19 protein-coding genes and 1 other RNA gene are annotated in these 23,075 nt (G+C 54.8%); 12 read left to right on the plus strand and 8 right to left on the minus strand.

The features are described 5' to 3' along the window. Nucleotides 1-21: 21 nt before the first annotated feature. Both BC440_RS14270 and BC440_RS14275 read right to left on the minus strand, forming a co-directional pair. Nucleotides 22-561: a dihydrofolate reductase gene (locus BC440_RS14270; RefSeq protein WP_071240325.1), complete on the minus strand. Its 540-nt coding sequence runs from the start codon at nt 559-561 to the stop codon at nt 22-24. Then, a complete protein-coding gene (locus tag BC440_RS14275; protein ID WP_071240326.1) occupies nt 561-1,355 on the minus strand; it encodes a thymidylate synthase in 795 nt (264 codons plus the stop codon). The genes BC440_RS14270 and BC440_RS14275 overlap by 1 nt, the downstream gene beginning before the upstream one ends. A 163-nt stretch (nt 1,356-1,518) precedes the next feature. Here BC440_RS14275 and ssrA point away from each other — a divergent pair. The 5 genes from ssrA to BC440_RS14300 all read left to right on the plus strand — a co-directional run bounded on the left by ssrA (nt 1,519) and on the right by BC440_RS14300 (nt 7,160). After that, nucleotides 1,519-1,895: a transfer-messenger RNA gene (ssrA, locus tag BC440_RS14280) on the plus strand. 137 nt (nt 1,896-2,032) lie between these two features. Next, entirely contained in the window at nt 2,033-2,575 is a 543-nt protein-coding gene (locus tag BC440_RS14285) for a ClpXP protease specificity-enhancing factor SspB (protein WP_071240327.1), read from the plus strand. A 183-nt stretch (nt 2,576-2,758) separates the two neighbouring features. Continuing rightward, nucleotides 2,759-4,375 (plus strand): fumarate hydratase, encoded by a 1,617-nt coding sequence (locus tag BC440_RS14290; RefSeq protein ID WP_071240328.1) that lies wholly within the window; start codon nt 2,759-2,761, stop codon nt 4,373-4,375. Between the two features lie 164 nt (nt 4,376-4,539). Next, nucleotides 4,540-5,460: a DMT family transporter gene (locus BC440_RS14295; RefSeq protein WP_071240329.1), complete on the plus strand. Its 921-nt coding sequence runs from the start codon at nt 4,540-4,542 to the stop codon at nt 5,458-5,460. 266 nt (nt 5,461-5,726) lie between these two features. Beyond that, a complete protein-coding gene (locus BC440_RS14300; RefSeq protein ID WP_071240330.1) occupies nt 5,727-7,160 on the plus strand; it encodes a methyl-accepting chemotaxis protein in 1,434 nt (477 codons plus the stop codon). Between the two features lie 3 nt (nt 7,161-7,163). Here the strand turns inward: BC440_RS14300 and BC440_RS14305 are convergent, their stop codons facing one another. Together BC440_RS14305 and BC440_RS14310 are read right to left on the minus strand one after the other, a co-directional pair. Then, nucleotides 7,164-8,222, minus strand: coding sequence for an AbrB family transcriptional regulator (locus BC440_RS14305; protein ID WP_071240331.1), 1,059 nt, complete (start codon nt 8,220-8,222; stop codon nt 7,164-7,166). 104 nt (nt 8,223-8,326) lie between these two features. Continuing rightward, nucleotides 8,327-8,908 carry a hydrolase gene (locus BC440_RS14310; protein WP_071240332.1) on the minus strand — a complete coding sequence of 194 codons (582 nt, stop codon included), beginning with the start codon at nt 8,906-8,908 and terminating at the stop codon, nt 8,327-8,329. 227 nt (nt 8,909-9,135) lie between these two features. Here BC440_RS14310 and BC440_RS14315 point away from each other — a divergent pair, with 227 nt between their 5' ends. After that, nucleotides 9,136-9,759 (plus strand): alpha/beta fold hydrolase, encoded by a 624-nt coding sequence (locus BC440_RS14315; protein ID WP_071240333.1) that lies wholly within the window; start codon nt 9,136-9,138, stop codon nt 9,757-9,759. Between the two features lie 70 nt (nt 9,760-9,829). On the opposite strand, the gene BC440_RS14320 is transcribed toward BC440_RS14315, so the two are convergent. Beyond that, on the minus strand, nt 9,830-10,267 hold the full coding sequence (locus BC440_RS14320) for a VOC family protein (protein ID WP_071240334.1): 438 nt from the start codon (nt 10,265-10,267) through the stop codon (nt 9,830-9,832). A 125-nt stretch (nt 10,268-10,392) separates the two neighbouring features. Here BC440_RS14320 and BC440_RS14325 point away from each other — a divergent pair, with 125 nt between their 5' ends. From BC440_RS14325 to BC440_RS14335, 3 genes are all read left to right on the plus strand, one after another. Next, the gene (locus BC440_RS14325; protein ID WP_071240335.1) at nt 10,393-11,097 is read left to right on the plus strand and encodes a YafY family protein; all 705 of its coding nucleotides are present in this window, start codon (nt 10,393-10,395) and stop codon (nt 11,095-11,097) included. Between the two features lie 227 nt (nt 11,098-11,324). Beyond that, nucleotides 11,325-13,325 (plus strand): EAL domain-containing protein, encoded by a 2,001-nt coding sequence (locus tag BC440_RS14330; RefSeq protein ID WP_071240336.1) that lies wholly within the window; start codon nt 11,325-11,327, stop codon nt 13,323-13,325. 291 nt (nt 13,326-13,616) lie between these two features. After that, a complete protein-coding gene (locus BC440_RS14335) occupies nt 13,617-14,210 on the plus strand; it encodes a tetratricopeptide repeat protein (protein ID WP_071240337.1) in 594 nt (197 codons plus the stop codon). Between the two features lie 16 nt (nt 14,211-14,226). On the opposite strand, the gene BC440_RS14340 is transcribed toward BC440_RS14335, so the two are convergent. Then, nucleotides 14,227-16,293 (minus strand): SpoIIE family protein phosphatase, encoded by a 2,067-nt coding sequence (locus BC440_RS14340; protein ID WP_071240338.1) that lies wholly within the window; start codon nt 16,291-16,293, stop codon nt 14,227-14,229. A 3-nt stretch (nt 16,294-16,296) separates the two neighbouring features. Beyond that, complete coding sequence (locus BC440_RS14345; protein ID WP_007090765.1) at nt 16,297-16,602, minus strand: STAS domain-containing protein; 306 nt, start codon at nt 16,600-16,602, stop codon at nt 16,297-16,299. A 169-nt stretch (nt 16,603-16,771) separates the two neighbouring features. On the opposite strand from BC440_RS14345, the gene BC440_RS14350 reads away from it, so the two are divergent. After that, entirely contained in the window at nt 16,772-18,364 is a 1,593-nt protein-coding gene (locus tag BC440_RS14350; protein ID WP_071240529.1) for a sigma-54 dependent transcriptional regulator, read from the plus strand. Nucleotides 18,365-18,390: 26 nt separating this feature from the next. Here the strand turns inward: BC440_RS14350 and cobD are convergent, their stop codons facing one another. Further along, nucleotides 18,391-19,581, minus strand: a complete 1,191-nt coding sequence (cobD, locus tag BC440_RS14355; protein ID WP_247643576.1) for a threonine-phosphate decarboxylase CobD — start codon at nt 19,579-19,581, stop codon at nt 18,391-18,393. A gap of 13 nt (nt 19,582-19,594) precedes the next feature. Here cobD and BC440_RS14360 point away from each other — a divergent pair, with 13 nt between their 5' ends. Then, nucleotides 19,595-20,479: a phytanoyl-CoA dioxygenase family protein gene (locus BC440_RS14360; RefSeq protein ID WP_071240340.1), complete on the plus strand. Its 885-nt coding sequence runs from the start codon at nt 19,595-19,597 to the stop codon at nt 20,477-20,479. Continuing rightward, on the plus strand, nt 20,454-23,042 hold the full coding sequence (locus BC440_RS14365; protein ID WP_071240341.1) for an ATP-binding protein: 2,589 nt from the start codon (nt 20,454-20,456) through the stop codon (nt 23,040-23,042). The genes BC440_RS14360 and BC440_RS14365 overlap by 26 nt, the downstream gene beginning before the upstream one ends. The last annotated feature ends 33 nt before the right edge of the window (nt 23,043-23,075 follow it).

The following is a 23,075-nucleotide window of genomic DNA, read 5'->3' on the forward strand; positions in this document are numbered from 1 at the left end:
TGGTTGAGGAGGGCTATCCAATCAGCTCGCCACCAAAAGGCGATTTAACGTGACAAAGCTGTAATCCGGTCCATCGGGATTTTTAATGGTGGCACGCGAGGTTTCCTGCCATTTTTCGGCGGGCAGGGGATCAAGAAACGCATCGCCATCAATATCATCATGGACTTCGGTCAATTCATACCGCGTGGTGTAAGGCAGGGCGAGTTTGTAAATCTGCGCCCCACCGGCAATGATGACCTCGTTGACATCATCCTGTGCAGCGATCTGATCGGCCAGTTTTATCGCACTTTCGATGTCATGGCAGACGCGGACATTTTCGTGATCAAATGTCCAGTCCTTATCGCGTGTCACCACGATGGTGGTGCGTTTGGGAAGCGGTTTGCCAATCGCCTCGAACGTCACGCGGCCCATGATCATTGGTTTGCCAAGGGTGAGCGCCTTGAACCGTTTAAGGTCCTCGGGCAGGTGCCAGGGCATCCAGCCATCCTTGCCAATCGCACCGTTTTGGGCGGCGGCAACCACAGCAACCCGTTCGATCCGGTCGTTATTGTTGGCGGGCATCAGACGGCCACCTTGCCCGCGATATGCGGATGCGGGTCATAGTTGGTCAGTTCGAAATCGTCATACTTGAAATCAAAGATCGATTTGACTGCCGGATTGATTTTCATGGTCGGCAACGGGCGCGGTTCACGCGACAGCTGCAATTCGACCTGTTCAATATGGTTGGTGTAAAGATGGGCATCGCCCAGTGTGTGGACGAAATCACCAACACCAAGATCGCAGACCTGCGCGATCATCATGGTCAGCAATGCATAGGATGCGATATTGAACGGCACGCCCAGAAAGATATCGGCACTGCGTTGATAAAGCTGGCAGGAAAGTTTGCCATTCGCGACATAGAACTGGAACAGGCAGTGGCAGGGCGGCAGCGCCATGTTGGGCACATCGGCCACATTCCATGCCGAAACGATCAGGCGACGGCTGTCGGGATTGTTTTTGATCTGGTCGATCAACTGGGTGATCTGGTCGATGGTTTCGCCGTTTGCCCCGCGCCATGACCGCCACTGGCCGCCATAAACCGGGCCAAGTTCACCGTTTTCATCGGCCCATTCGTTCCAGATGCGTACTCCATTGTCCTGAAGATATTTGACATTGGTGTCACCGGCCAGGAACCAGAGCAATTCATGGATGATCGATTTCAGATGCAGCTTTTTGGTGGTGACCATCGGAAAGCCCTTTGACAGGTCAAACCGCATCTGGTGACCAAAGACCGATACCGTGCCGGTGCCGGTGCGATCTTCCTTATGTGCGCCAGTATCGCGCACCAGTCGCATCAGATCGAGATATTGCTGCATGCCGCATCCTGTTGTTCGGAATCGTGTTTGGGGCAGCATAGTTGGCAATGGATGGGGCGGCAAGTCACCCGGTGACGGTATCAGGGCTTGGGTGCTGTATGGCAGGGCGTCGTTCGTTTGCTTTGTCGGCTTAAAGGTCGATCTGGTGAAAGTTTTTGCCAATTCCCTTGCGAAAGCAGACCCATTTGCCCTATATAGGGGCTGTCGGGGCAACCCGACTATGGCGTTACACGACTTGGCAGAATAGACATTACGGACCCGGGGGCGGTACCCGGCGGCTCCACCAACTTTCATCTATCTGACTTCGTCCGACTCAGGCGAAGATGTTGGGGCCGAAATAGGATCGACGTGTGTAGTAAAAGCCTCTGTTGGCGCTCGGCATGGTACCACCGTTATCGGGCTAATGTTTGTAAACGCAAACGACAACAATGCTCCGGTTGCTGTTGCCGCCTAAGCGGTACTAGCACCAAAGCGAAATTCCGATTGCCGGGAGCGGTAGTCTGGTGGGGGATGGGGCACCTAGCAACAGAACGCCCCGCTCTTGTATTTTTTCCCCTCTCCGTTATGAATAGAAGCAATTCAATTGCGTCATCTGCAAATGACGCGATCAGGTGCCATATATAAATGACGGGCATATCCTGAAATCATCAGGGAACCCGCCAGACACAGGATTATCGATGCAGGAACCGGAAGAATTCCGTTACGACCTTATGGTCGATCAGGCGCTGCGCGGCGTGGTGAAGCAGATCCTTTCGCGCGTGGCCGAAGAAGGCCTTTTCGGCGAGCATCACTATTACATCACGTTCCAGACCAATCATCCCGGCGTTGCTTTGCCTGAAGGACAGCGCAAGGCACACCCGGACAATATCACCGTGGTATTGCAGCACCGGTTCTGGGACCTGAAAGCGGAAGACGATCATTTTTCAGTCGGCATGAGCTTTGATGGCATGCCAACCACGGTGGTTGTCCCGTATGATGCCATGCTGGCTTTTGTCGATCCGTCCGCCAACTTCATGCTGACCTTTAGCGTCGAAGAAGAGATGGGTGACGATGATTTCGATTACGACGAAGATGACGATCTTGACTCCGATCTGGTCGATGGTGACGAGGATGCAACCCCGCAGCTGGTCACCGAACCCGCCAAACGCAAAAAGAAAAAACCTGCCGAGCAGGGTGAAACCGGCGAAGTCATCGCCCTTGATGCGTTTCGTAAAAAATGAGTTTCAAAGGGGCGGGCATTTGGCTCGCCCTTTTTTCTTTCCCGCATGCCCGGTCCGGTTTCCCGCCGATTGCCGGAAGTCTGTTCATCTAACGTATCGTGGAAATTTACCGCGTTTGGCGTTATGAACGGCACAAATTAAAACAAACCCACCTTGTTTTTGAGAGAGACGAGAACTTATCCCATGAGTGATTTTGTCTATAAACCCATGTTCGAGCAGGGTAAGGACACGACCCCTTACCGCAAGATCGGTGACGAAGGCGTTTCAACCGTTGAGGTCAATGGCGAGACGTTTTTGAAAGTCGAACCCGAAGCGATTGAGAAACTGACCCTTCAGGCGTTTTTCGATTGTTCGCATTTGCTGCGCCCGGGCCATCTCGAACAGTTGCGCAAGATCCTTGATGACCCGGAAGCAACGCCGAACGACAAGTTCGTTGCGATGGACCTTCTGAAAAACGCCAATATCGCATCTGGCGGCGTTTTGCCGATGTGTCAGGATACCGGTACGGCGATTGTCATGGGCAAGCGCGGTGGCAAGGTCATCACCAATGGTGCCGATGAAGAAGCCCTGTCGAGGGGGATCTGGCGCGCCTATCAGGAACATAACCTCCGTTATTCCCAGGTTTCTCCGGTCAATATGTTCGAAGAAAAGAACACCGGTTCGAACCTTCCGGCGCAGATTGATCTGTATGCGACGCCGGGCGATGAATACAAATTCATGTTCATGGCAAAGGGCGGCGGTTCGGCCAACAAGACGTTTTTGTATCAGCAGACCAAGGCGCTTCTGAACCCGGAAAGCCTGCGAAAGTTTCTGGACGAGAAAATCAGAACGCTTGGTACCTCTGCCTGCCCGCCCTATCATCTTGCCATCGTGATTGGCGGGACGTCGGCGGAGGCGGCCCTTAAGACCGTTAAAATGGCATCGGCGCGGTATTACGATAACCTGCCGACCGAGGGCGGGGTGTATGGTCAGGCCTATCGTGATCTTGAATGGGAACAGAAGGTCCTTGAGATGACGCGCGAAATGGGCATTGGCGCACAGTTCGGCGGCAAGTATTTCTGCCACGACGTGCGGGTTGTCCGCCTGCCGCGTCACGGGGCAAGCTGCCCGGTGGCGATTGGTGTTTCGTGCTCTGCCGACCGTCAGGTTCTGGGCAAGATCACAAAGGACGGTATTTTCATCGAAGACCTTGAACACAATCCGGCAAAATACCTACCGGAAGTGTCGGACGAGCATCTTGATGACAATGTGGTCAAGGTTGACCTGAACCGTCCGATGGATGAAATCCGCAAACAGCTTTCGCAATATGCAGTCAAGGCGCGTCTGGCTCTGACCGGGACCGTGATCGTGGCGCGCGATATTGCACATGCCAAGATCAAGGAACGTCTTGATGCCGGTGAAGGCATGCCCGATTACATGAAAAAACACCCGGTTTATTATGCGGGCCCGGCCAAAACGCCCGAAGGCATGCCGTCGGGTTCGTTCGGCCCGACCACGGCGGGCCGCATGGATGCCTATGTCGAACAGTTCCAAGCCGCAGGCGGGTCGTTTGTCATGCTTGCCAAAGGCAACCGTTCGAAACAGGTCAAGGATGCCTGCAAAAACCACGGCGGGTTCTATCTTGGTTCCATCGGTGGCCCGGCCGCGCGCCTTGCACAGGATTGCATCAAGAAGGTCGAAGTCCTTGAATATCCGGAACTGGGCATGGAAGCCGTCTGGAAGATCGAGGTCGAAGATTTCCCGGCCTTTATCGTGATCGATGACAAGGGCAATGACTTCTTTGCCGAATTCGGCATCTGATATCGATATTGATGATTTGAAACAGGGCAGTGCGGGCAATCCGTGCTGCCCTGTTTTCGTTTCCGGCCGGCTATGCATAGCTGACCCACAGTCAAAATTCTTGCCATGATCCGTGGTGCATGGTCTGATTTTTGCAAAATCAACCCTTTAGCGGGAATGCTGATATGTCTCGAACTTCTGCTGTTGCTGTTTCACCGGCAACGGAAAGCCGTCTGGTCGGTGTGGCATCGGCCCTGGCGACGGTGACGATCTGGGCGGCGTGGCTGATTGTCACGCGCTATGCCATGACATCGGATTTTACCGCGGTCGATATCGGGCTTTTGCGCTTTGTCGTGCCGTTTGTGCTGCTGGCCCCGATCTGGCTTAAACGCGGTATCTGGCCCAAGGGGCTTTCGATTGCCAATGGTCTGATCATGCTGGTGGGATCGGGGGCGTTTTATACGTTACTGGTCGCCAGTGCCCTGCAATATGTTCCGGCGAGCCATGTGGGCATTTTGCTGCCCGGTGTGATGGCGGTCTGGGCGGTTCTGATTGCGGTTGTGATGTTTGGCGAACGTCCGGGCTGGGTCCGACTGGCGGGTTATGCCACGGTGATTACCGGTATCGTCCTTCTGGCGGTGCTTAAACCCGGTCATTCGACCGGCGACACGATCCTTTGTGGGTATGGGCTTGTATCGGCGGGGGCGTTTATGTGGGCGTGTTATACCCATGCGATGCGCCAAAGCGGCCTTGGCGCGCTGGAAGCGGCAGCATTTGTCGGCTTCTGGTCGTTTGTGATCATGGCAATAGTGGCCCTGTTCACCGGAAGCCATATCCCCGATGCGCCGATGGATGATGTGTTGCTGTTGCTTGTGACACAGGGATTGCTGGCGGGATGCGTTGCGGTGGTCACCTATGGGCTTGCGGTGCGTCACATCGGATCGACCGGTGCATCAGCCTTTGGCGCGATGACCCCGGCATTGACCGCGTTGGGCGGTGTGTTCCTGCTTGGCGAGGAAGGCAACCTTGCGCTGGCGATTGCGGTGGGATTGGTAATTTTCGGGGTGATGGTCGCATCGGGTGTTTTCCGCAGGGTCTTGCGTTAGTCACCTGCTACCAAACACATGTTTTAAGGCACCGGTGGCGGGATCATTCAGCCCGCTGCCGGTGCTTTTTTCTTTGGGATGCGCAGTTCTGCCTATGCATACAGAAAATTCTTTTCGCAGGTGCAAAATGACGTTAGCATCATATTCTTGATTGCAAAGGCGCAGTCACGAACAATCGGCAGGCAACGAGGCTTGCAAGACAATCGCGCGACCAGATGGCGTTATGCCGGGTCGATTTCAGATGTCCCATGCCTCGGAGAAGATCAATGTTTGCCGGTTTTATGCGTTCCGTTTCCCCCGATGATGATGTCCGTTCAAAACAAGGCCGCGAGGCAGGTCTTGGCGATATTCTGCGCCTGTTGCGCACGGTCGGAACGATTGCCGATGATGCAAGGCAAAGTGACATCGCGATTGCCGGTATCCTTGATGCGGTTTGCGATTATTGCCATTGGCCGGTCGGGCATGCCTATCTGCGGCGTGACAATGATACATTGTCGTCGGCGGGTATCTGGTCCATCGGGCGGGGCGTATCACCGGGTGATATGGCAGATTTTCGGTCGCAGTCGGAGGCAACGGTTTTCACCATCGGGCAGGGCCTGATCGGGTCGGTGGCAAAGACGGGGGAACCTGTCTGCATCGAAAACGTTACAACAAAGGACGGCTTCCTGCGCGCCAGCGGGGCTGCCCGGAACGGGTTGCAGGGCTGTTTCGCGCTACCGGTCAAAATGGCTGGTAAAGTGGTTGCCGTCATCGAATTTCTCAGTCGCGATATCGCCCGTCTTGATGACGAGATGCTTGAACTGCTTGGCTTTGTCGGCGGGCAGGTCGCCCGCGTGCTTGAACGCGATGCTGCACTGGTTGCACGCGAAAAGCTGGCATCGGATTTTGAAAATCAGGTTCAGGGTACGGTCGGCATGCTTGGTGCTGCGGTCAGCCAGATGCGAAGTGCGCTTGATGTGCTGGGTGATAGCAATCGGCGGACGGACGAATGCAGCAAGGGCATTGATCAGGCGGCCCATGCTGCCCTTTCCCGGATTGAAAATGTCGCCGGGCAGATGGATGCCCTTCAGGCTGCGTTGACCACGATTGGCGACGATGCCGGGATGAATGTTGAAACCACCCGTACCCTTGGGACGCAGGCACGTGACATGAGCGATGAATTTGCCAAACTGCAGGCGCGTGCGGCCGATGCGGGCAAGATGCTGGCGACGATTTCGGCCATCGCCAGCCAGATCAAATTGCTGGGGCTGAATGCCTCGATCGAGGCGGCACGTGTTGGCGAAGCAGGTAAAGGATTTGCCATTGTCGCCAAGGAGGTCAAGGCGCTGGCAGGGCAATCCGAAGCCGCAACCGCCGAAATCGCCCAATGGATGGATGGTGTCACCGGCGCCATTTCAAAGGCCGGTGGGGATATTGATCGGATTTCCGATGCGATGGGCGATTTGCAGGCACGTGCCGAAATTACCGCGGATCAAACAGGCGGGCAGGTTGAAATTTGCCGCACGGTGGCGGGGAATGCGCTTGATGCGTTTAAACAGGCGCGTGTAGTCGGTGCCAGTGTTGCCGATATCGCAGGCGCGATTTCCCATAACGGGCAGGTCGCGGGCGAACTTTCCGATGCGGCGCGGAACCTTGAAAAGCAAGGATCGGACCTTAGCCATCGGGTGGAGGGCTTTGTTGGTCAGATCCTTGCGATGTGAGGGTTAGACTATCCTGTCGGGGAATTTCGATGTGCGCTTTGCCACCATGCGGGCCAATGGTGGACCAAACAGCAGAACCATGAAAAAGCGCGTTGCCTGTAACACCAGGATGAAGGACAGGTCGACATTGGTGCTGGCCGCGATGATGGCGACCGAGTCAAGTCCGCCGGGGCTGGTGGCGAGATAGGCGGTCAGTGGATCGACATCCATGAAGATCACCAGCAAAACCGAAATCCCGGCACAGAACGCAATCAGAACGAAAATCGAAATCAGGATTTTCGGCAGTGCATAGGCCGCGTGACGCAATACCGCAGGGGTGAATTTCAATCCGATCATCCAGCCGATCACGGCATAGGTCAGACCAAGAAACCATTCGGGCAGGACGATATCGACCATACCGGTGATGCTTAGTACCATCACGACGATCATCGGCACCAGAAGTGGCCCCGATGGCAAACGTGACTTTGCCCCGACAATGCAGAGGATGACGGCAATTGCCAATGTGATGCCAAAATCGCCGATATCAAACGGGCTAAACCATTGATGCGGATTGGCCGCGGCAAGTGCCGGATCGACCCAGAAATTGGCAACACTTGACGCCACGGCAACCACAATCACCACCCGGACATATTGCATGAAGGCCACAAGCCTGGCGTCGGCGCCAAAGGCCTCGGCCATAATGACCATGGCGGAGGCGGCACCCGGTGATGATCCCCAGATACCCGCCGTCCCCGGCAGAACCTGCTTGATGCAAAGAACCCAACCCAGAAAGCTGCTGGCGATCAATGTCAGTGCCGTAACGCCCAGAACAAGCGGCCAGTCATGCATGAAGGATGTGATGATCCCGGCGGTCATCGACCCGCCAACCATGCAGCCAAGCACCGATTGTGCGCCAAGATAGATCGGCTTTGGCATGGCAATGGTGGCGCCATTGGTACCCATGGCAATACCGACAATCATCGGGCCGAGCAAAAGGGCGGCGGGGATATCGGCATCATGCAGAATGACGGACAGGACAAGAGAAACACCGATCAGCAATCCCCATTGCAGCAGATGGGGCATTTTACCGAGCTTTTCCCGATCTGATGGTGGTTCGGATTTTGGGGGCTGGGGCGCGTGGGGAGAGGTATCTGGCACGGGGAAGCCTTTGTTGGGGGCAGCGATGATTATTGGGTGGCAAAGGTCAGTTCGGTTGATTGGCGGATGAGCGCAATACGTGGCAGGATTTCAGTGATTGAAAACTGGTGCATTTCGGCTGATTTGGTGGCTGTGGTATCTTCGGCAATCACGACGTTATAGCCGTGTTCCCAGGCGCAACGTGCGGTCGACTCAACGCCGAAATTGGTGACAACACCGCCAAGAATGATGGTGTCGATGCCGCGACGGCGAAGCTGAAGATCAAGATCGGTGCCGTAAAACGCGCCCCATTGATGTTTGGTAATCAGGATATCGTCGGGCTGTTGCAGGCCATCAGCAAGGGTGCCCCAATCTTCGGGCGGGCATTTCTGTGGGACGGATGGCAGATCGACCATTTGTTGCGGGGCATCGGCCATATAAGAAGACCAGTACACGCGGACCAGAACGATGGGGGCGTTGGCCGAACGGAATTTGGCGATCAGATTGCGGGCATTTTCGAGCACCGCATCACCGCTTCGCGGATGCAGAGGCTGGGCCAGAATGCCGTTTTGCAGATCAATCATGACAAGGGCGGTACGCGCCGGGTCCAGCAGGATTTGATCTTTGGACATGGGAACACCTGATTGGGGTAAGGTATCGGATCGGGGCAGATAGTGACGCCATTTGGGTTGGCGCACAGCTTTGGGGAGTGTGATGATAAACCGAAACATACTGATATGGCGAGTTTTTCGGATGAATAGCGGGGAAACAGCGGGCAAGCAGGGGATTGGAACTTGGCCCGGTTAATCGCGATGGCTTATGTTTTTGAACACCGTAAGAACAGGAAAACCCGATTGCCATGACCATCGATTTTGTCTTTGACGGGCCTGATGATGCCAGGCAGACCATTGTTCTGGCGCATGGGGCGGGGGCCGCGATGGACAGCCCGTTCATGAATGAAATGGCCTTGGGACTTGCCGGGTGTGGTTATCGCGTGGTGCGGTTTGAATTTCCCTATATGGCGAAATGCCGATTGGACGGGAAAAAGCGTGGGCCGGATAGGGCCCCGGTTCTGATCGAAACTTATCAACAGGTTGTGGAACAGCTTGGCACACCTGAAAATCTTGTGATCGGTGGCAAATCAATGGGCGGACGGATTGCCAGTATGGCCGCAGATGATCTTGGCGTGCGCGGTGTTGTCTGCCTTGGTTATCCCTTCCATCCGCCGGGAAAGTCCGAAAACCTGCGGACTGCGCATTTACAGAAAACGAAAACACCAACCCTGATCTGCCACGGAACGCGCGATCCGTTTGGTAGCCCGAACGAAGTGGCGGGTTATGGTCTTTCGGATGCGGTGGCGGTGCACTGGGTTTCTGACGGCAATCATGATTTTGAACCACGCAAGAAGTCGGGCCACACACAGGAAGGCAATATTGCCGGTGTGGTCGCCGCGATTGATAACTTTGTCAAGACAACGGGATGATGCAATGACTGCATCATCCCGCTTTTGATGTTTGTGGCAAAAACATCGATTGGTGGTGACGCGAAGGGGATTAGGCTGGGATGCTTTCGACCGGCATCAGGAAATCCTTGGCATATTCATCACTCATTTCCGCTTCCTGACTGGCGATATCGATCCTTACTCCATTGGGGTCAAGCAGGGTGAAATGACGTTGGCCCCATGGTTCATCGCGGAGTTCAAGGGCGAATTCAAAACCCTTGGCGCGAAGTTCTTCGGCGGCGGATTTGGCGTTGTCGACGCTGATTCCAAAGATACTGCCTTCGCCCATTGTGCGACCCTGAAACAGGGGCGGCTGGGTCGGGTGGTCTGGCTGCATCAATCCGATCTGCACTTCCATGCAGTCGGGCCAGACAAGGTGAATGTACCAGTCGCCGGCAAAGACAGCGACAAAGCCCAGTTTTTCGTAAAAAGTCCGGCTTTCTGTCAGTTTCTCGGTGACAATAATCGGAAAGGCGCTGGTGATTTTCATTGGTTTGTTCCTGACGAATGTTGAAACCCTGTTCCCGATAATTGTCATGTTTGCACATGCCTCCTGACAGGAGCCTGTCAGGAGCGTTATGATAAATTCTCGGTCATGCTGAGAAAGGAGCGAACATGAGAAGGGCCGACCGACTTTTCCGTCTTGTGCAGATTTTACGCCGTCGCAAACTGTGCCGGGCGCGCGAACTTGCCGAGGAACTGGAAGTTTCCGAACGCACGATTTACCGCGATATTCGCGATCTTGCCGCGTCCGGTGTTCCGGTCGAAGGGGAGGCGGGTGTGGGGTATATCCTGCGCGATGGATATGACTTGCCGCCATTGATGTTTGATGCCGACGAGATCGAGGCATTGGTGGTCGCCGCCCGCATGGTGCAAAGCTGGACCGATCCGCAAATGGCACGTGCCGCAGGCGATGCCCTGACCAAGATCGAGGCGGTCTTGCCGGAAAAAATGCGGGGCCTTATTGGCGGGGTGCCGATTGCGATTGCCGAAATCGCCCAGGCCCCGATTGCAATTTCGATGCCCGATTTGCGGCGTGCCATTCGCGAACGGCATCTGATCAATATCGATTACACCGATGCCAAGGGGGATGACACCAACCGGCGGGTCTGGCCGTTGGGGATGCTGTTTTTTGGCACCATCTGGCTGTTGGCAAGCTGGTGCGAGCTGCGCCAGGCCTTCCGCGTTTTCCGTGCAGACCGGATCAAGAACATGCAGATCACCGCAGATCATTTCCGACCGACACCAGGGCGGACATTGCGCGATTACCTGATTTCCGAAGGGGTAGAGGGGGAAAATCTGAATGGCATCGGACGATAACGAATTTGTCCATATGGCACTTGGCGCGGCGCATCGTGTGGCATCGGCAAAGGTTGCCAAAGCCAGGCGCAAAAAATCGAAACCCGGCAGCAAAGGATAAAAGTTTTCAGGGAAATCGCGGCAAAATCATCCGATTGTTTAAGGTCGCACTGAAAGGGCTGCATTTGCCGCGGGTTTTCGTATAAGGTTTTCCTGTAGTAAGAAAACCACGGGGAAAGCGCATCGGTGTGGCGTTAAAGGATTTGTGCCGGAACATTGTCGGGACGTTCCGCGTTCGGGAAGATCAACCCGAACTGGTTCGCGCACAGGTCAAGGCCCTTTCCCGTCAAATCCCGCTGCTATACATCCTTCTTTTTGCCAATGCGGTCGCGCTGGCTTTCACGCATTACGGAACCGCACCTGACTGGATGACGGTTTATATTCCAGCCGTTCTGGGGATTGTGTGTCTGATCCGCGGACTTGCGTGGATGCGATTGCGTGATACGGCAAATGATTTTGCCAGTGCGGTGCTGCATTTGCGCCGTATCCGCATTCTGGCCGTCGTGATCAGCGTTGTCTTCACCGCATGGGCAATCAAGATGTTTGGCTATGGGGACGCCTATCAGCAGGGGCATGTCGCCTATTTCATATCGATCACCGTGGTCGGTTGTATCTTTTGCCTTCTGCATTTTCCCCCGGCAGCCCTTTTGGTCGTCATCATCGTTCTGGGATCTTTCATCCTGCATTTCGGGACCACCGGGAACGAGGTCTATGTCGCGATTGCGGCCAATATGGCGATGGTGTCGTTGATGATCGTCCAGATCATCCGAAGCTATTACGCGGCGTTTTCCGGACTGGTGGAATCCCAAATCGATTTGGAAAGGCAGCACGCTAAAACCATCGAGCTTTCCAACCAGAACCGTGAACTGGCCTTTCTTGATGCGTTGACCGGGCTTTCCAACCGACGTGCATTCTTTTCCCATCTTGACGAAGCGGTAGCACGCGCAAAGGACATCGGGCGTTTTGCGATTGCGATGATTGATCTGGACGGGTTCAAGCCGGTCAATGACGTGCATGGCCATCCGGCTGGTGATGATGTGCTGGTCAAAGCCAGCGCCCGCCTGCGCGAGATTCTGGGGCCGGATGTCCTGTTGGCGCGGTTGGGCGGTGATGAATTCGGTGTGATCCTTGACGGTGTCACGGATGCGACTGAACTGATTCGCATCGGACGGGAGTTGTGCGGAACGTTAAACGATCCATTCGAAGTTGGCGGGGGTACGGTACAGCTTTCCGCATCGCTTGGTTTTGCGACTTATCCGGCGGTGGCACGCGAACCCAATGCCCTGTTCGAGCGCGCCGATTTCGCGCTTTATTACGCCAAGAAAAACATGCCCGGTCATCCGGTTCTGTTTGCCGCCCATCATGAAACCCTGATCCGTCATGACAGTCAGATTGAACAGGCGTTGCGCAAGGCCGATCTGGAAAGAGAATTGTCGATCCACTATCAGCCGGTTTTTGATTTGCGCAGCGGCAAACTGCATTCGGTCGAGGTTTTGGCGCGGTGGGACAATGACAAAATGGGGCGGGTTTCGCCGGAAATGTTTTTCCCGGTGGCCGAAAAAACCGGACAGGTCGGAACTTTGTCGGCAGTCCTGTTTCAGAAGGCCCTGAAATCCATGATCACCTGGCCGCAGGATGTGCCGCTGTCGTTTAACCTGTCGGCCCGCGATATTGTTCTGCCCGACATGGCTCACTGGCTGATTGACCAGATCAAATTCTTTGGAATTGATTCGGGACGTTTGACATTTGAAGTGACGGAAACGGCTTTGCTGCGGGATTTTGTGTCGGCCCGTGCCAGCATTCGTTATCTGCGTCGCCATGGTGCAAAGGTTGCGCTGGATGATTTCGGGATCGGATATTCCAGCCTGCGCTATGTTCATGAACTGGAATTTGACTGTCTGAAGATTGATCGCAGTTTTATCGAACCGATTGTTACCAGCGAACGCAGCCAGCGGATTGTCAAAACCGTGATCGACATGTGTGACAATCTGGGCACCGATTGCGTGATCGAAGGGATCGAGACACCCGAACAGCGCGACCAGGTCCTGCGTCTTGGCGGGCGTCTCGCACAGGGATATTTCTTTGCCCGGCCATCGGCCAGCATTGATTGGGATGCCTTGCCCAATGTGGCAGATCGGGATTGGACAGAAACCCCATCGGATGTCCGACAGGTCGACGCAAAATCATAACGTTTCCTTCATGAAGCGGGTGATCGCAAATAGGGCAAAACCGGCTGCATCTTTGCCCTATTGATGTCGGTTTCCCGGTTAATCTTCCCGCAACCCAATCAGGGTATTCTTCTGGTCATCCGGCATGGCAGATAGTGGCATATGCCCGCGTCGCGCGCCGGACTGCACCGGATACCGATTTTGCGGCCGATCTAAGCAATTGAAACGACTCGTTGTTTTTATTGGCTATTGCAAGGATTCAGGCGAGTCGTTACGATTCTCCATCTTAGACGGGAACAGGGCTTCGGACAGATGTCAGGCCAGACGCACATTTCATCCCAGATAGCCGCTGTCAAGATTGATGGCATTGATCTGGCGCCTGAAATTCGCACCCGTCTTCGCAATCTGATCGACACACTGCCTGACCAACCCGCCCGATTACGGGTAATGGGGCATGTTCTGCTGGATATGGGGCTTGGCAGTCTTGCACTTGATGCGTTTGGACGGGCCCTGTTGCTGGATGATCTTGATCCGACAACGCATCTGGGATTGACCCGGACCTATTTGCAGAACGGATCACGCGACATCGCGCTTGAACATCTGGAAATCGCAATCAGCCTGCGGCCTGATGCCCGCGAGTTGCGCGTGGTGGCCGCCGATCTTGTCTCTTGCTGTGATCGCATGAAGGCATTCGATCAATTGGGTGCGGTCCTGTCGAGAGATCCGGATCACGCGGGCGCACGCAAGGGGCTTGCGGCATTGATACGATCCGTGATCACAAGCCGCATTCAGGAAAGCAGATCTTCTGCGTTAAAGGTTACGACCGATACCACCCATATCTGGGATTTACAGGATCATATGCCGGAACGGGAACTCTCACCGCCCCAGCCGTGGTTTTTGAATTAGCTGATTGTGCCTGATGTTATTTTCCTGACCGGGTAAGGGCATTGGGCTGTAATGACACGACGGTGAAGTCGTCATGCAGCTTGACCGGTGCGCGATCCATGAATTGATCGGCAAGGTGGGATGCCAGGTCGGTCATGCCACCGGTTTCGGAAATTATGTCCTGAACCATTTTCAAAAGCCGTTCACCTTCAAGAAAAGCCCCATCATCAAGCACGGTTTCGATCAACGCATCGCTGTAAAGCAGCAGGAAATTATCGATCCCGAAGGGTATTTCGCGGGTTTCATATCTGGCATCGCGGATAACGCCAAGCGGCACACCAGAGCCATCAAGAAACGTGGTTTCACCGGTTTTGATGTTACCCAGAACTGGCGAGGTGCAGGCCGCACTGGCGTAGCGGAATGTTTCGGCGGTTCGATTGATAACACCATACAGCATCGTGGCGTATTGGCCGACCGGGAGCAGACCCTTGAGGTGGCGGTTAAGAGATTCCAGATAGACACCCGGATCATCATCATGCTGGTCATCCGACCATATCAGGGAATGAAGGCGGAATGTATTGAGTGCGGCACCAAGTCCGTGACCGGCAAAGTCAACGATGTAAACACCCAGCCGGTCGTCATCAATCGGGGCCAGTCCCCACATGTCACCGCCAAGTTCAGATGACATCTGGAAGCTGGCACTGATGGTCATGCCATATTCAAGGCCGGTCCCCCGATATTGTTCCGCCTTGGGGATCAGCATTTCCTGCATGTCACGCGCCATTTCCAGTTCGGACTGCGTACGTTCCTGATAGGCCTGCAACTGTTTGACCAGCAGGCGATTTTCAAGATGGATACGCGTACGCGCGATCATTTCCGCCTTGTTTAGCGGCTTTAAAATAAGGTCGGTCGCTCCGTCCTCGAAAATCCGCGTGCGCCCTTCGTTTTCTTCAAGCGCGGTCTGGGCAATGATCGGGGTTTCGGCAAATAGCGGGTCGGCACGCAGGGCCTTGCATACCTCGTAACCATCCATTTTGGGCATGATGATATCAAGGATGATCAGGTCGGGATTATGCTTTTGCGCCTGTGCCAGTGCATCTTCGCCGTCCTTGGCGAAAACCAGATTGGTAAACCCGTCCGAACGCAAATACGACGCGATGATTTCACGCGATATCATGGTGTCATCGGCAATCAGGATCATCGCATCACGCGGGTTGCGAAGGTCTCCTTCCCCGGCGGCCCGTTCGGCGGCCTCGAGACCCGCGACGAAATTGGTATTAAGCGGCAGGGCTGCCGATGCATCGGGGGCAAAAGTCAGCCGGATTGTCCGCCCGCCACGATCAAAGGTGACATCGTGGCAAAGGCTTCGGATCAATGGCAGGCCACGGCCAAAGGTGGATTCAGCGCCGGGTAATTTTGGAAGCGGTGTCTCATCGGGCGGGACAAAGCCTCTGCCCTGATCATGGATCGAAATTTCGACATTGCCGTTGCGCCGTTTTTTCGCCGTCAGCATGATCGCGCGGCCACCATGGATCGGGGATGCCAGGCGGCGCGCCGTTTCCTCGCCCAATTCGTTGAAGCGGTCCATCGACAGATGGCCTGTCGTATTCATTTCCAGGTTGCCGTGAAGCATCGAATTTGCAAACGCTTCCTGAACGGCCATTTCGACCGTCGGCGCGATGGTATCGTGAATGATGTCGCGGTGGCGAAGGGCGGTGACGAATTTTCGTGCCATTGGCAGTTGATAGGCACTTTGCGTCGACATGCAGACCAGAAGGTCCCAATTCGCGCCCCGTTTGGCGGTTCGCAACGGTCCAAGATCACCCAGATCAAGCCCGTCATAGCATTCGACAAAATAATTGCAGTTGAGGCGCACCAGCGCGCCAAGCCATTCCCGACCGGTTTCGGACGGTATCAGGCATAATTGATATCGGTTGCGGTGTTCAAAATCTTCGGGGCTTCGGCCAAAGAAAAGTTCCGCATTCGCGCCTGCGCCATCACCGAAAATATGCTGCCCCCCCAGAACCTTTGCCGCGCGGGCTTGGTCAAGCGGTTCGGCAACCGCAACAAGGGGGCGCGGGTTGGCCTCGCCGGTTGTCGGCATGTGTCAGTCTTCCAGCTTGAACAGGGTATCGAAGCGGGCAACTTCGAGCATGCGTTTTACCTGTCCCTGCGCGCCTTTGAGAATGACCGTTGCACGCGACTTCTCACCTTCGTCACGGGCGAGCAGCAGCATGCCGAGCCCGGCTGAGTCGATGAACTCGACCCCGGAAAGGTCAAGGATTTGTGTTTCGGCTTCCTGACTGCGGATTTCTTCGATCAGTTTGCGAAAACTGGAATGGTCCCCAAATGTAAATCGGCCATTCAGTTCGACCTTGATCGTGTCGCCGGATTTTTCGGTGGTGTAATTCAAGCCGTGATACTCCCGGATGCGAGCAATGTTACTGAAACTATGCCTTTTTTAACCAAAAGCTGATTTCTATGAGATAACGAATCAGCTGACTAGAGGTTAGCAGTTGTGCATGTAATGTCACTATCGGTATGGTTCCGGTAGATGAATAGATCGGGACGTGAACGGCAAAATGCCAGAACAGGCACGCATTATCGTTGTCGAAGACACGCTGTCGCTTGCGCGGGTGTATCAGGACTACTTGCGCGCGGATGGCCACAAGGTCGAGCATGTCGTCACTGGTCGTGATGCTATTCAAAGACTGCGAAATAATCCGCCTGACGTTCTGGTTCTTGATCTTATCCTGCCGGACATGGATGGGCGTGATGTTCTGCGCGCCGCCCATCAGGCCGCACCGGAATGCAAGGTGGTTGTGATTACCGCCCACGGTTCGGTCAATGTCGCGGTCGAGGCGATGCGTGACGGGGCGTGGGATTTTCTTCTGAAGCCTTTTACCGCCGACAAGCTTCGGATCACGGTCAGTGATGCCTTGGAAGGCCGGTCTGCTATCAGTCATGCGGTCCAAAAATCTGATGGCGTCGATACCGTCGACGAGATGTATTTTGACATCATCGGCGCGTCGGACACGATGCATGATATCTATCGTATCATTGAAAATGCGGCCCCCAGTCGGGCAACAGTTTTCATCACTGGTGAGTCAGGGACCGGTAAGGAACTTGCGGCAGAAGCCATTCACCGTCGGTCCGAGCGGGTTAACGAGCCGTTTATTCCGCTAAACTGTGGTGCGATCCCCAAAGACCTGATGGAAAGCGAGATTTTCGGTCACGTCAAAGGCGCGTTCACCGGTGCCGTAATCGACCGCGAAGGGGCCGCACACCGGGCCGATGGCGGGACCCTTTTTCTGGATGAAATATGCGAGATGGATCTGGATCTGCAGACCAAGCTTTTGAGGTTCATTCAGACTGGTACATTCCAGAAAGTCGGTGGCAGTTCGATTGAAAGCGTGGATGTAAGGTTTGTTTGTGCAACAAACCGTGATCCGCTTGAAGAAGTGCGTGCCGGGCGTTTCCGAGAAGATCTGTATTACCGTCTTCATGTGATTCCGCTTCACATGCCGCCCTTACGTGATCGCGATGACGATATCCTGCAGATCGCCAATTTCTATCTGCAACGCTTTACCCGAGAAGAAGGGCGCGATTTTCAACGCTTCAGCCCCGATGTCGCCGCCCTGTTTGCGCGCTATGCCTGGCCGGGCAACATTCGTCAGCTTCAGAACATCATCCGCAACATTGTCGTTCTGAATAATGGCACCGAAGTCACCATGTCGATGGTGCCCCGACCGGTTAACAGCGGCACGGACGACGAACGTTTTGGGTCGGAATCCATCGAAGCACCTCCGCCTCATCCGGTCGTCTCAAACGGGTTGGAGGATGCCGGTCGATTTTGGGAAGGGGACCCGGATGCGTTGGCCTTTTTGGCCGGTGCGCGCAACCTGCGCGACGGGGTGGAACCAAAGCATATGGATATGGCCCCTGCCATGATTGGCGCGAATGGCCGGTTTGGCATGGCACCGATGCCAACCGGTTTGCCGATAGACAGCAGCTATGCCGGGATCAAGCCGCTTTGGCTGGTGGAAAAGCAGGCGATTGAAGAAGCAATTGTGCGATGCGGTGGATCGATCCCGCGTGCAGCGGATGCCCTGGGCGTCAGTCCATCGACGATTTATCGCAAGAAACAGGCGTGGGAAGAAAACGGGGCGAAATAGACAAGGCAGCTTTTAAGTGATTGCCTTTAAAGGCCTGCCAACGCCTTTTCCAGTCTGATCCAGTCCTTTTCCGTGCCCGGCAGACCAAACCGGACACGGTCAGCATGATCATCAAACAACCGGACCAGAATGCCCTGCGTGCCCAGATGGTGCGCAAGCTTTGCGGCATTCTTGCCGTGATATAGCCGAAACAGTATGGTGCCGCCGATCCGTTCCAGATCGGTCAGGCTGGCAATCAGATTATCAAGGCGGTTTGCATCAATCGACAACTGTTGGCGCATATCGGTTTGCCATACCCGATCTTCAAATGCCGCCCGCGCGATGGTTAGTGCCGGACCCGCGATAGCCCATGGACCGATCCGGTCGGTTAGATCAGCGGCCAGTTCCGGGGGCATGACGGCACATCCAAGACGTAATCCTGCAAGGCCGAAAAACTTGCCAAATGAACGCAGGACAATCATGTGTTCGAATTTATGGCTTTGTCTGCAAATGCTGTATTCCGGGCTGCAATCCATAAAGGCCTCGTCAATCAGAAGCCATTTGCCATGTTCTGTTGCCAGTTGGGCAAGTTCTGTCAGTGTGGTCTGGTCTATCAGGCCGCCATCGGGATTGTTTGGATTAACCAGAATGACAATGTCATCGTGGCCGCCAGGGGATTGCAGGATATCGGCCATGTTCGATACCCGGTTTTCCGGTGTTGTTGTGACGGTTTCCGTTCTGAACCCCGCACGTTTCCAGCCCAGTGCATGTTCGGCATATGTCGGGCCGATAATGTGGACGGTTGCGGTTCTGCCCTGATCGGCAAACCAGAAGGGAATGGTCTGGATCAATGCCTGCGTTCCCGGCGCACAGGCAATCTGGTTGGGATGTGAAATGCCGTAATAGTCCGCTGCGGCCTGTTTCAGGGCGTCCAGTTCACTTGCCAGCGGCAATCGTTGCCAATGGATGGCATCAATCGCTGTGATCGGCCAGGCGGTTGCATTGATCCCCGTCGACAGATCAAGCCAGTCCGGTGCGGCAATGCCGTATTTTTCGGCCGCCGCATCGATAGCGCCACCATGGGATGGGGATTGCAGGATCATGAATGTGCCTTTGGCCCGAAATGGGGATACAGAGCGGTAAAACTTAATGCTATCTGCGTAACGCGTGACAGGATCGGGCGCAAGTCGGACTTGCGCGGCAGCAGGTGACTTCGTATCGTCCGCCAGACCCTGCATTGGATTTTCCGACATGATGACTGCGTTTCAGGCCTGCCAACGTGAAAGTTGGCTTTCGATCAACCCGCAACTGACAATTTCCGCCGCCGGTGCGGGGATCTGTGATGTGCCGTCGGTCGGTTATGACAAGGGCGGATTTGACGGTTCGGCGCATTCCGACCGGTTCTGGCAGGATGGATATTTCCTGATTGATGATCTGTTGCCTGTTGAAAGTCTGGCGCAATTGCGCACCGGGATTGAAACATTGGTGGTCAACGGTTTGCCGCCAGCGATGATCTATCTGTATGACGAGGCATGGCAGGTTTTCATTCGGCTTCGCCCATTGCTGACCCATTTTCTGGGGGATCGGGTAAAGCTGCTTCCGCATTTCTGGGCATGGCATGTCGATCCGGGGCAGGGCGGGCGCGGGTGGCCGCCGCATCGCGATTATCAGGGGGAAAGTGTTATTGGCGATGACATGCTGATCAGCCTGTCACTTTGGGTGCCACTGGGCGTTGCGAGCCCCGACAACGGCTGTATGTACGTATTGCCGCGTTCATTTGAAAAGTGTTATCCTTTCCCTGTTGCTAAACCGGAAGATGTTGTTTTGCAAGATGTTCGGGCACTACCCGCGAGACCGGGGACCGTGATGGGATGGCGGCAGGACTTGTATCATTGGGGTGGGCGCGCCAGTACCTTTGCCACCGAACCAAGGATCAGTCTGTCGCTTGAATTTCAGAATGCAGCATTTGATCCCCTGGCGGATCGTCTGCTTGATCTGGACCAGCCACCGGCGTTTCATGAACGGCTTGAACTGATCGTGCAGCAATTTGCGAAATACCGGCATATGCAATCGATGGACGACGATACCCTGCGATGGGCAAACAGCATTCATGCCGAACTGTCAGGTTGGGCATGACAAAAGCCCTGCATCGCGTTCCAGATGCCGGAATGGCACACTAACAACGGTCAAAAAGACCAGAACCGGGGTCGATGCCAATATGCCAAAAATGCTGAGCCTTCCCGGTGTCGCATTTCTTGCCTTCTGTGCCATCGCTCCTGTGTTTCTGCTTTTCTCGTCGCTTGATGACGATCTGGTGTCGGGCATTACCGTCTCGGTTCTGGTGGTCGTGGAATTCATCGCGCTGCTGTCAATGTGCATTGGCTGGATCCTGTTCGACATCACCAAGCGCAAGCAGATTTTCTATTTGGCGGCCGCGATGGGGGTGCTGCTGATCAGCGACCTTTTGGGTATTCCCAACCTTCTTGCGGCCAGCAGCCTGTTGGGGCAGGAACAGGCACTTGGTTCCTTTACCGGCCTTCTGGTTCTTGTGTTACGACTGGGCTCTTTCTGGCTGGTTGTCATGAGCTGGCATGTCGCAAACCGTCATGAAAGCCGTCAGGGTACTGATCAGGTGTGGGCAATGGTGCCCGGGCTGATCATCGCCGGTGTCGCGGTTCAGGCATTTCTGGTCTGGTTCATGCCCGGTGTTTCAAGCGATGTCAGCGGGGCATTGCAAAATATCAGCACGCTTATCCTGTTTCCGACGACAATCATGATTTTTGCCGGGGCGGCGGGGTATCTGGTACGGTGCCATTACCGGTTTTCCCTTTCCGAAAGCCTGATCTGTTTCACGCTGCTGATTGGCTGCTTCAATCATCTGGCATTTTTCGTATTCGGTCCGGAACACGCCGATATTGTCGCGCGATTCATTATTCCATCTCGCCTGATCAGTTACAGTTTTGCCCTGGCTTTCATGTTGCTGGAATTGCGCAGCCATTATCGACAGTCATTTCAGGCAAGTTCGGCCAAAAGCGAATTTCTGGCGACCATGAGCCACGAAATCAGAACGCCGTTAAATGGCATTCTGGGCATGGCGCAATTGTTGCGGCAAAGTCAGCTTGACGATGCGCAAAAGGAACGGGTCAGTGCGATCTTGTCATCCGGGCGGGCGCTGATGGCGCTTTTGAACGATATCCTTGATATGAGCAAGATCGAGGCCGGTCGGGTCGAGTTGGAAAAACGCCCCTTTCACCCATCCGATATTACCTATGATCTGTTTCGTGCGATTGCCGACATGGCACGCGAAAAGAACCTTTCCCTGCATTGTGACGATGCACCGTTGGCAACAAGGGTGTTTACCGGTGATGAAGTCCGGTTTCGCCAGATACTGTGGAACCTGTTGTCAAATGCAGTGAAATTCACCCGGAAGGGATCGGTAAGGTTGGAAGTCACCCGGGAGGAAAATGTACCGGAACGGGTGCGCGACCTGATTGCGGATGAGGAAGTTTACCATTTTGCCGTTATCGATACCGGCATCGGAATTCCGCGGGATCGTCAGGAACAGATATTTTCCCCCTTTAGCCAGGCCGACAATTCCACCATGCGGCAATATGGTGGAACGGGGCTTGGTCTTTCGATTGCACGCAGTCTGACGGAATTGATGGGCGGCTTCATGAAGGTCGATAGTACCGAGGGCAAGGGGACGCGATTTGATGTGTGGCTGCCGTTTGAAGCCCGCCGATCGGAACGGCATGAGCATATTGGCAGCCAGATTGTCGAGAGCAGGGGCGACAGTGTTGTTTCGGGTAGTCGCATTCTTGTTGCCGAGGATAACGAGATTAATGCCAACGTGATCCGCGGGCTGTTGCTGCGTTATGGATTGGTTGTCGATATCGTCCCCAATGGTCGCCAGGCCGTGCATGCCTTTCAGCAGAATGACTATGATGCGATCCTGATGGATGCCCATATGCCGGTTCTGGATGGTGAGGGGGCGACCCGCCATATCCGTGAACTGGAACGTGTCACCAGAGGTGGACGTGTTCCGATCATTTGTGTAACGGCCGAAGCATTCAGTGATCGCCATCGTGATTTTCTGGCGGCGGGCATGGACGAGGTTATGACCAAGCCTGTCGAAGAACGCAGGCTTTACGGTGTTCTGTTACGCTTCCTGAGAAACCGTGGCGGCGGGTATTCTGTAACATCCGGTTTGCAGGATAAAGATGCCGATATGGAAGTGAACCTGCCCGACGCCTTGCCCGTAGATAGTCCGGCGCGAACGGTTAACAGGGATAACGCAACGGGAGACACAAAACCCGTGCCCGAGCCGGCTAAAGCAAACATATCTGCCAAAGAGACAAAAATGAATCTGATCGACAAAACACGTTTCGAGGAAATGAGTCGTGCCTTGGGCGCCGATCAGATGGCCAGCCTGATTGACCTGCTGCCGGCGTCCTATCAGGAAGAACGCGAAAAGATCATCGCAGCAATTGCCGATGGTGACCGCGAAAGCCTTCGCCGTGCGGCACACACGATCAAGGGAATGGCGGCAAACCTTGCGGCAGAAAAGCTGGCGGTCGATGCCCGCCAGTTGGAACTTTATGAAGGCGACTTTGATGGGGCGATCCATGACCGGATTGCCAAACTGGATCGTCTTGCCGAAGACACGGCAGATGCCATGCGCAAGGCATTGCAGGACTGATAGCTGCAATACACGAAAAGGCCCGCTTCATAT

Source organism: Thalassospira sp. MIT1004, assembly GCF_001858545.1.
Taxonomy (GTDB): domain Bacteria; phylum Pseudomonadota; class Alphaproteobacteria; order Rhodospirillales; family Thalassospiraceae; genus Thalassospira; species Thalassospira xiamenensis.

Bases quoted from the DNA above. Each gene is read 5' to 3' on its own strand.
- BC440_RS14270 (WP_071240325.1), bottom strand. From the start codon at position 561: ATGCCCGCCAACAATAACGACCGGATCGAACGGGTTGCTGTGGTTGCC.
- BC440_RS14275 (WP_071240326.1), bottom strand. From the start codon at position 1,355: ATGCAGCAATATCTCGATCTGATGCGACTGGTGCGCGATACTGGCGCA.
- BC440_RS14285 (WP_071240327.1), top strand. From the start codon at position 2,033: ATGCAGGAACCGGAAGAATTCCGTTACGACCTTATGGTCGATCAGGCG.
- BC440_RS14290 (WP_071240328.1), top strand. From the start codon at position 2,759: ATGAGTGATTTTGTCTATAAACCCATGTTCGAGCAGGGTAAGGACACG.
- BC440_RS14295 (WP_071240329.1), top strand. From the start codon at position 4,540: ATGTCTCGAACTTCTGCTGTTGCTGTTTCACCGGCAACGGAAAGCCGT.
- BC440_RS14300 (WP_071240330.1), top strand. From the start codon at position 5,727: ATGTTTGCCGGTTTTATGCGTTCCGTTTCCCCCGATGATGATGTCCGT.
- BC440_RS14305 (WP_071240331.1), bottom strand. From the start codon at position 8,222: ATGCCCCATCTGCTGCAATGGGGATTGCTGATCGGTGTTTCTCTTGTC.
- BC440_RS14310 (WP_071240332.1), bottom strand. From the start codon at position 8,908: ATGTCCAAAGATCAAATCCTGCTGGACCCGGCGCGTACCGCCCTTGTC.
- BC440_RS14315 (WP_071240333.1), top strand. From the start codon at position 9,136: ATGACCATCGATTTTGTCTTTGACGGGCCTGATGATGCCAGGCAGACC.
- BC440_RS14320 (WP_071240334.1), bottom strand. From the start codon at position 10,267: ATGAAAATCACCAGCGCCTTTCCGATTATTGTCACCGAGAAACTGACA.
- BC440_RS14325 (WP_071240335.1), top strand. From the start codon at position 10,393: ATGAGAAGGGCCGACCGACTTTTCCGTCTTGTGCAGATTTTACGCCGT.
- BC440_RS14335 (WP_071240337.1), top strand. From the start codon at position 13,617: ATGTCAGGCCAGACGCACATTTCATCCCAGATAGCCGCTGTCAAGATT.
- BC440_RS14340 (WP_071240338.1), bottom strand. From the start codon at position 16,293: ATGCCGACAACCGGCGAGGCCAACCCGCGCCCCCTTGTTGCGGTTGCC.
- BC440_RS14350 (WP_071240529.1), top strand. From the start codon at position 16,772: ATGCCAGAACAGGCACGCATTATCGTTGTCGAAGACACGCTGTCGCTT.
- cobD (WP_247643576.1), bottom strand. From the start codon at position 19,581: ATGCAGGGTCTGGCGGACGATACGAAGTCACCTGCTGCCGCGCAAGTC.
- BC440_RS14360 (WP_071240340.1), top strand. From the start codon at position 19,595: ATGATGACTGCGTTTCAGGCCTGCCAACGTGAAAGTTGGCTTTCGATC.
- BC440_RS14365 (WP_071240341.1), top strand. From the start codon at position 20,454: ATGCCGAACTGTCAGGTTGGGCATGACAAAAGCCCTGCATCGCGTTCC.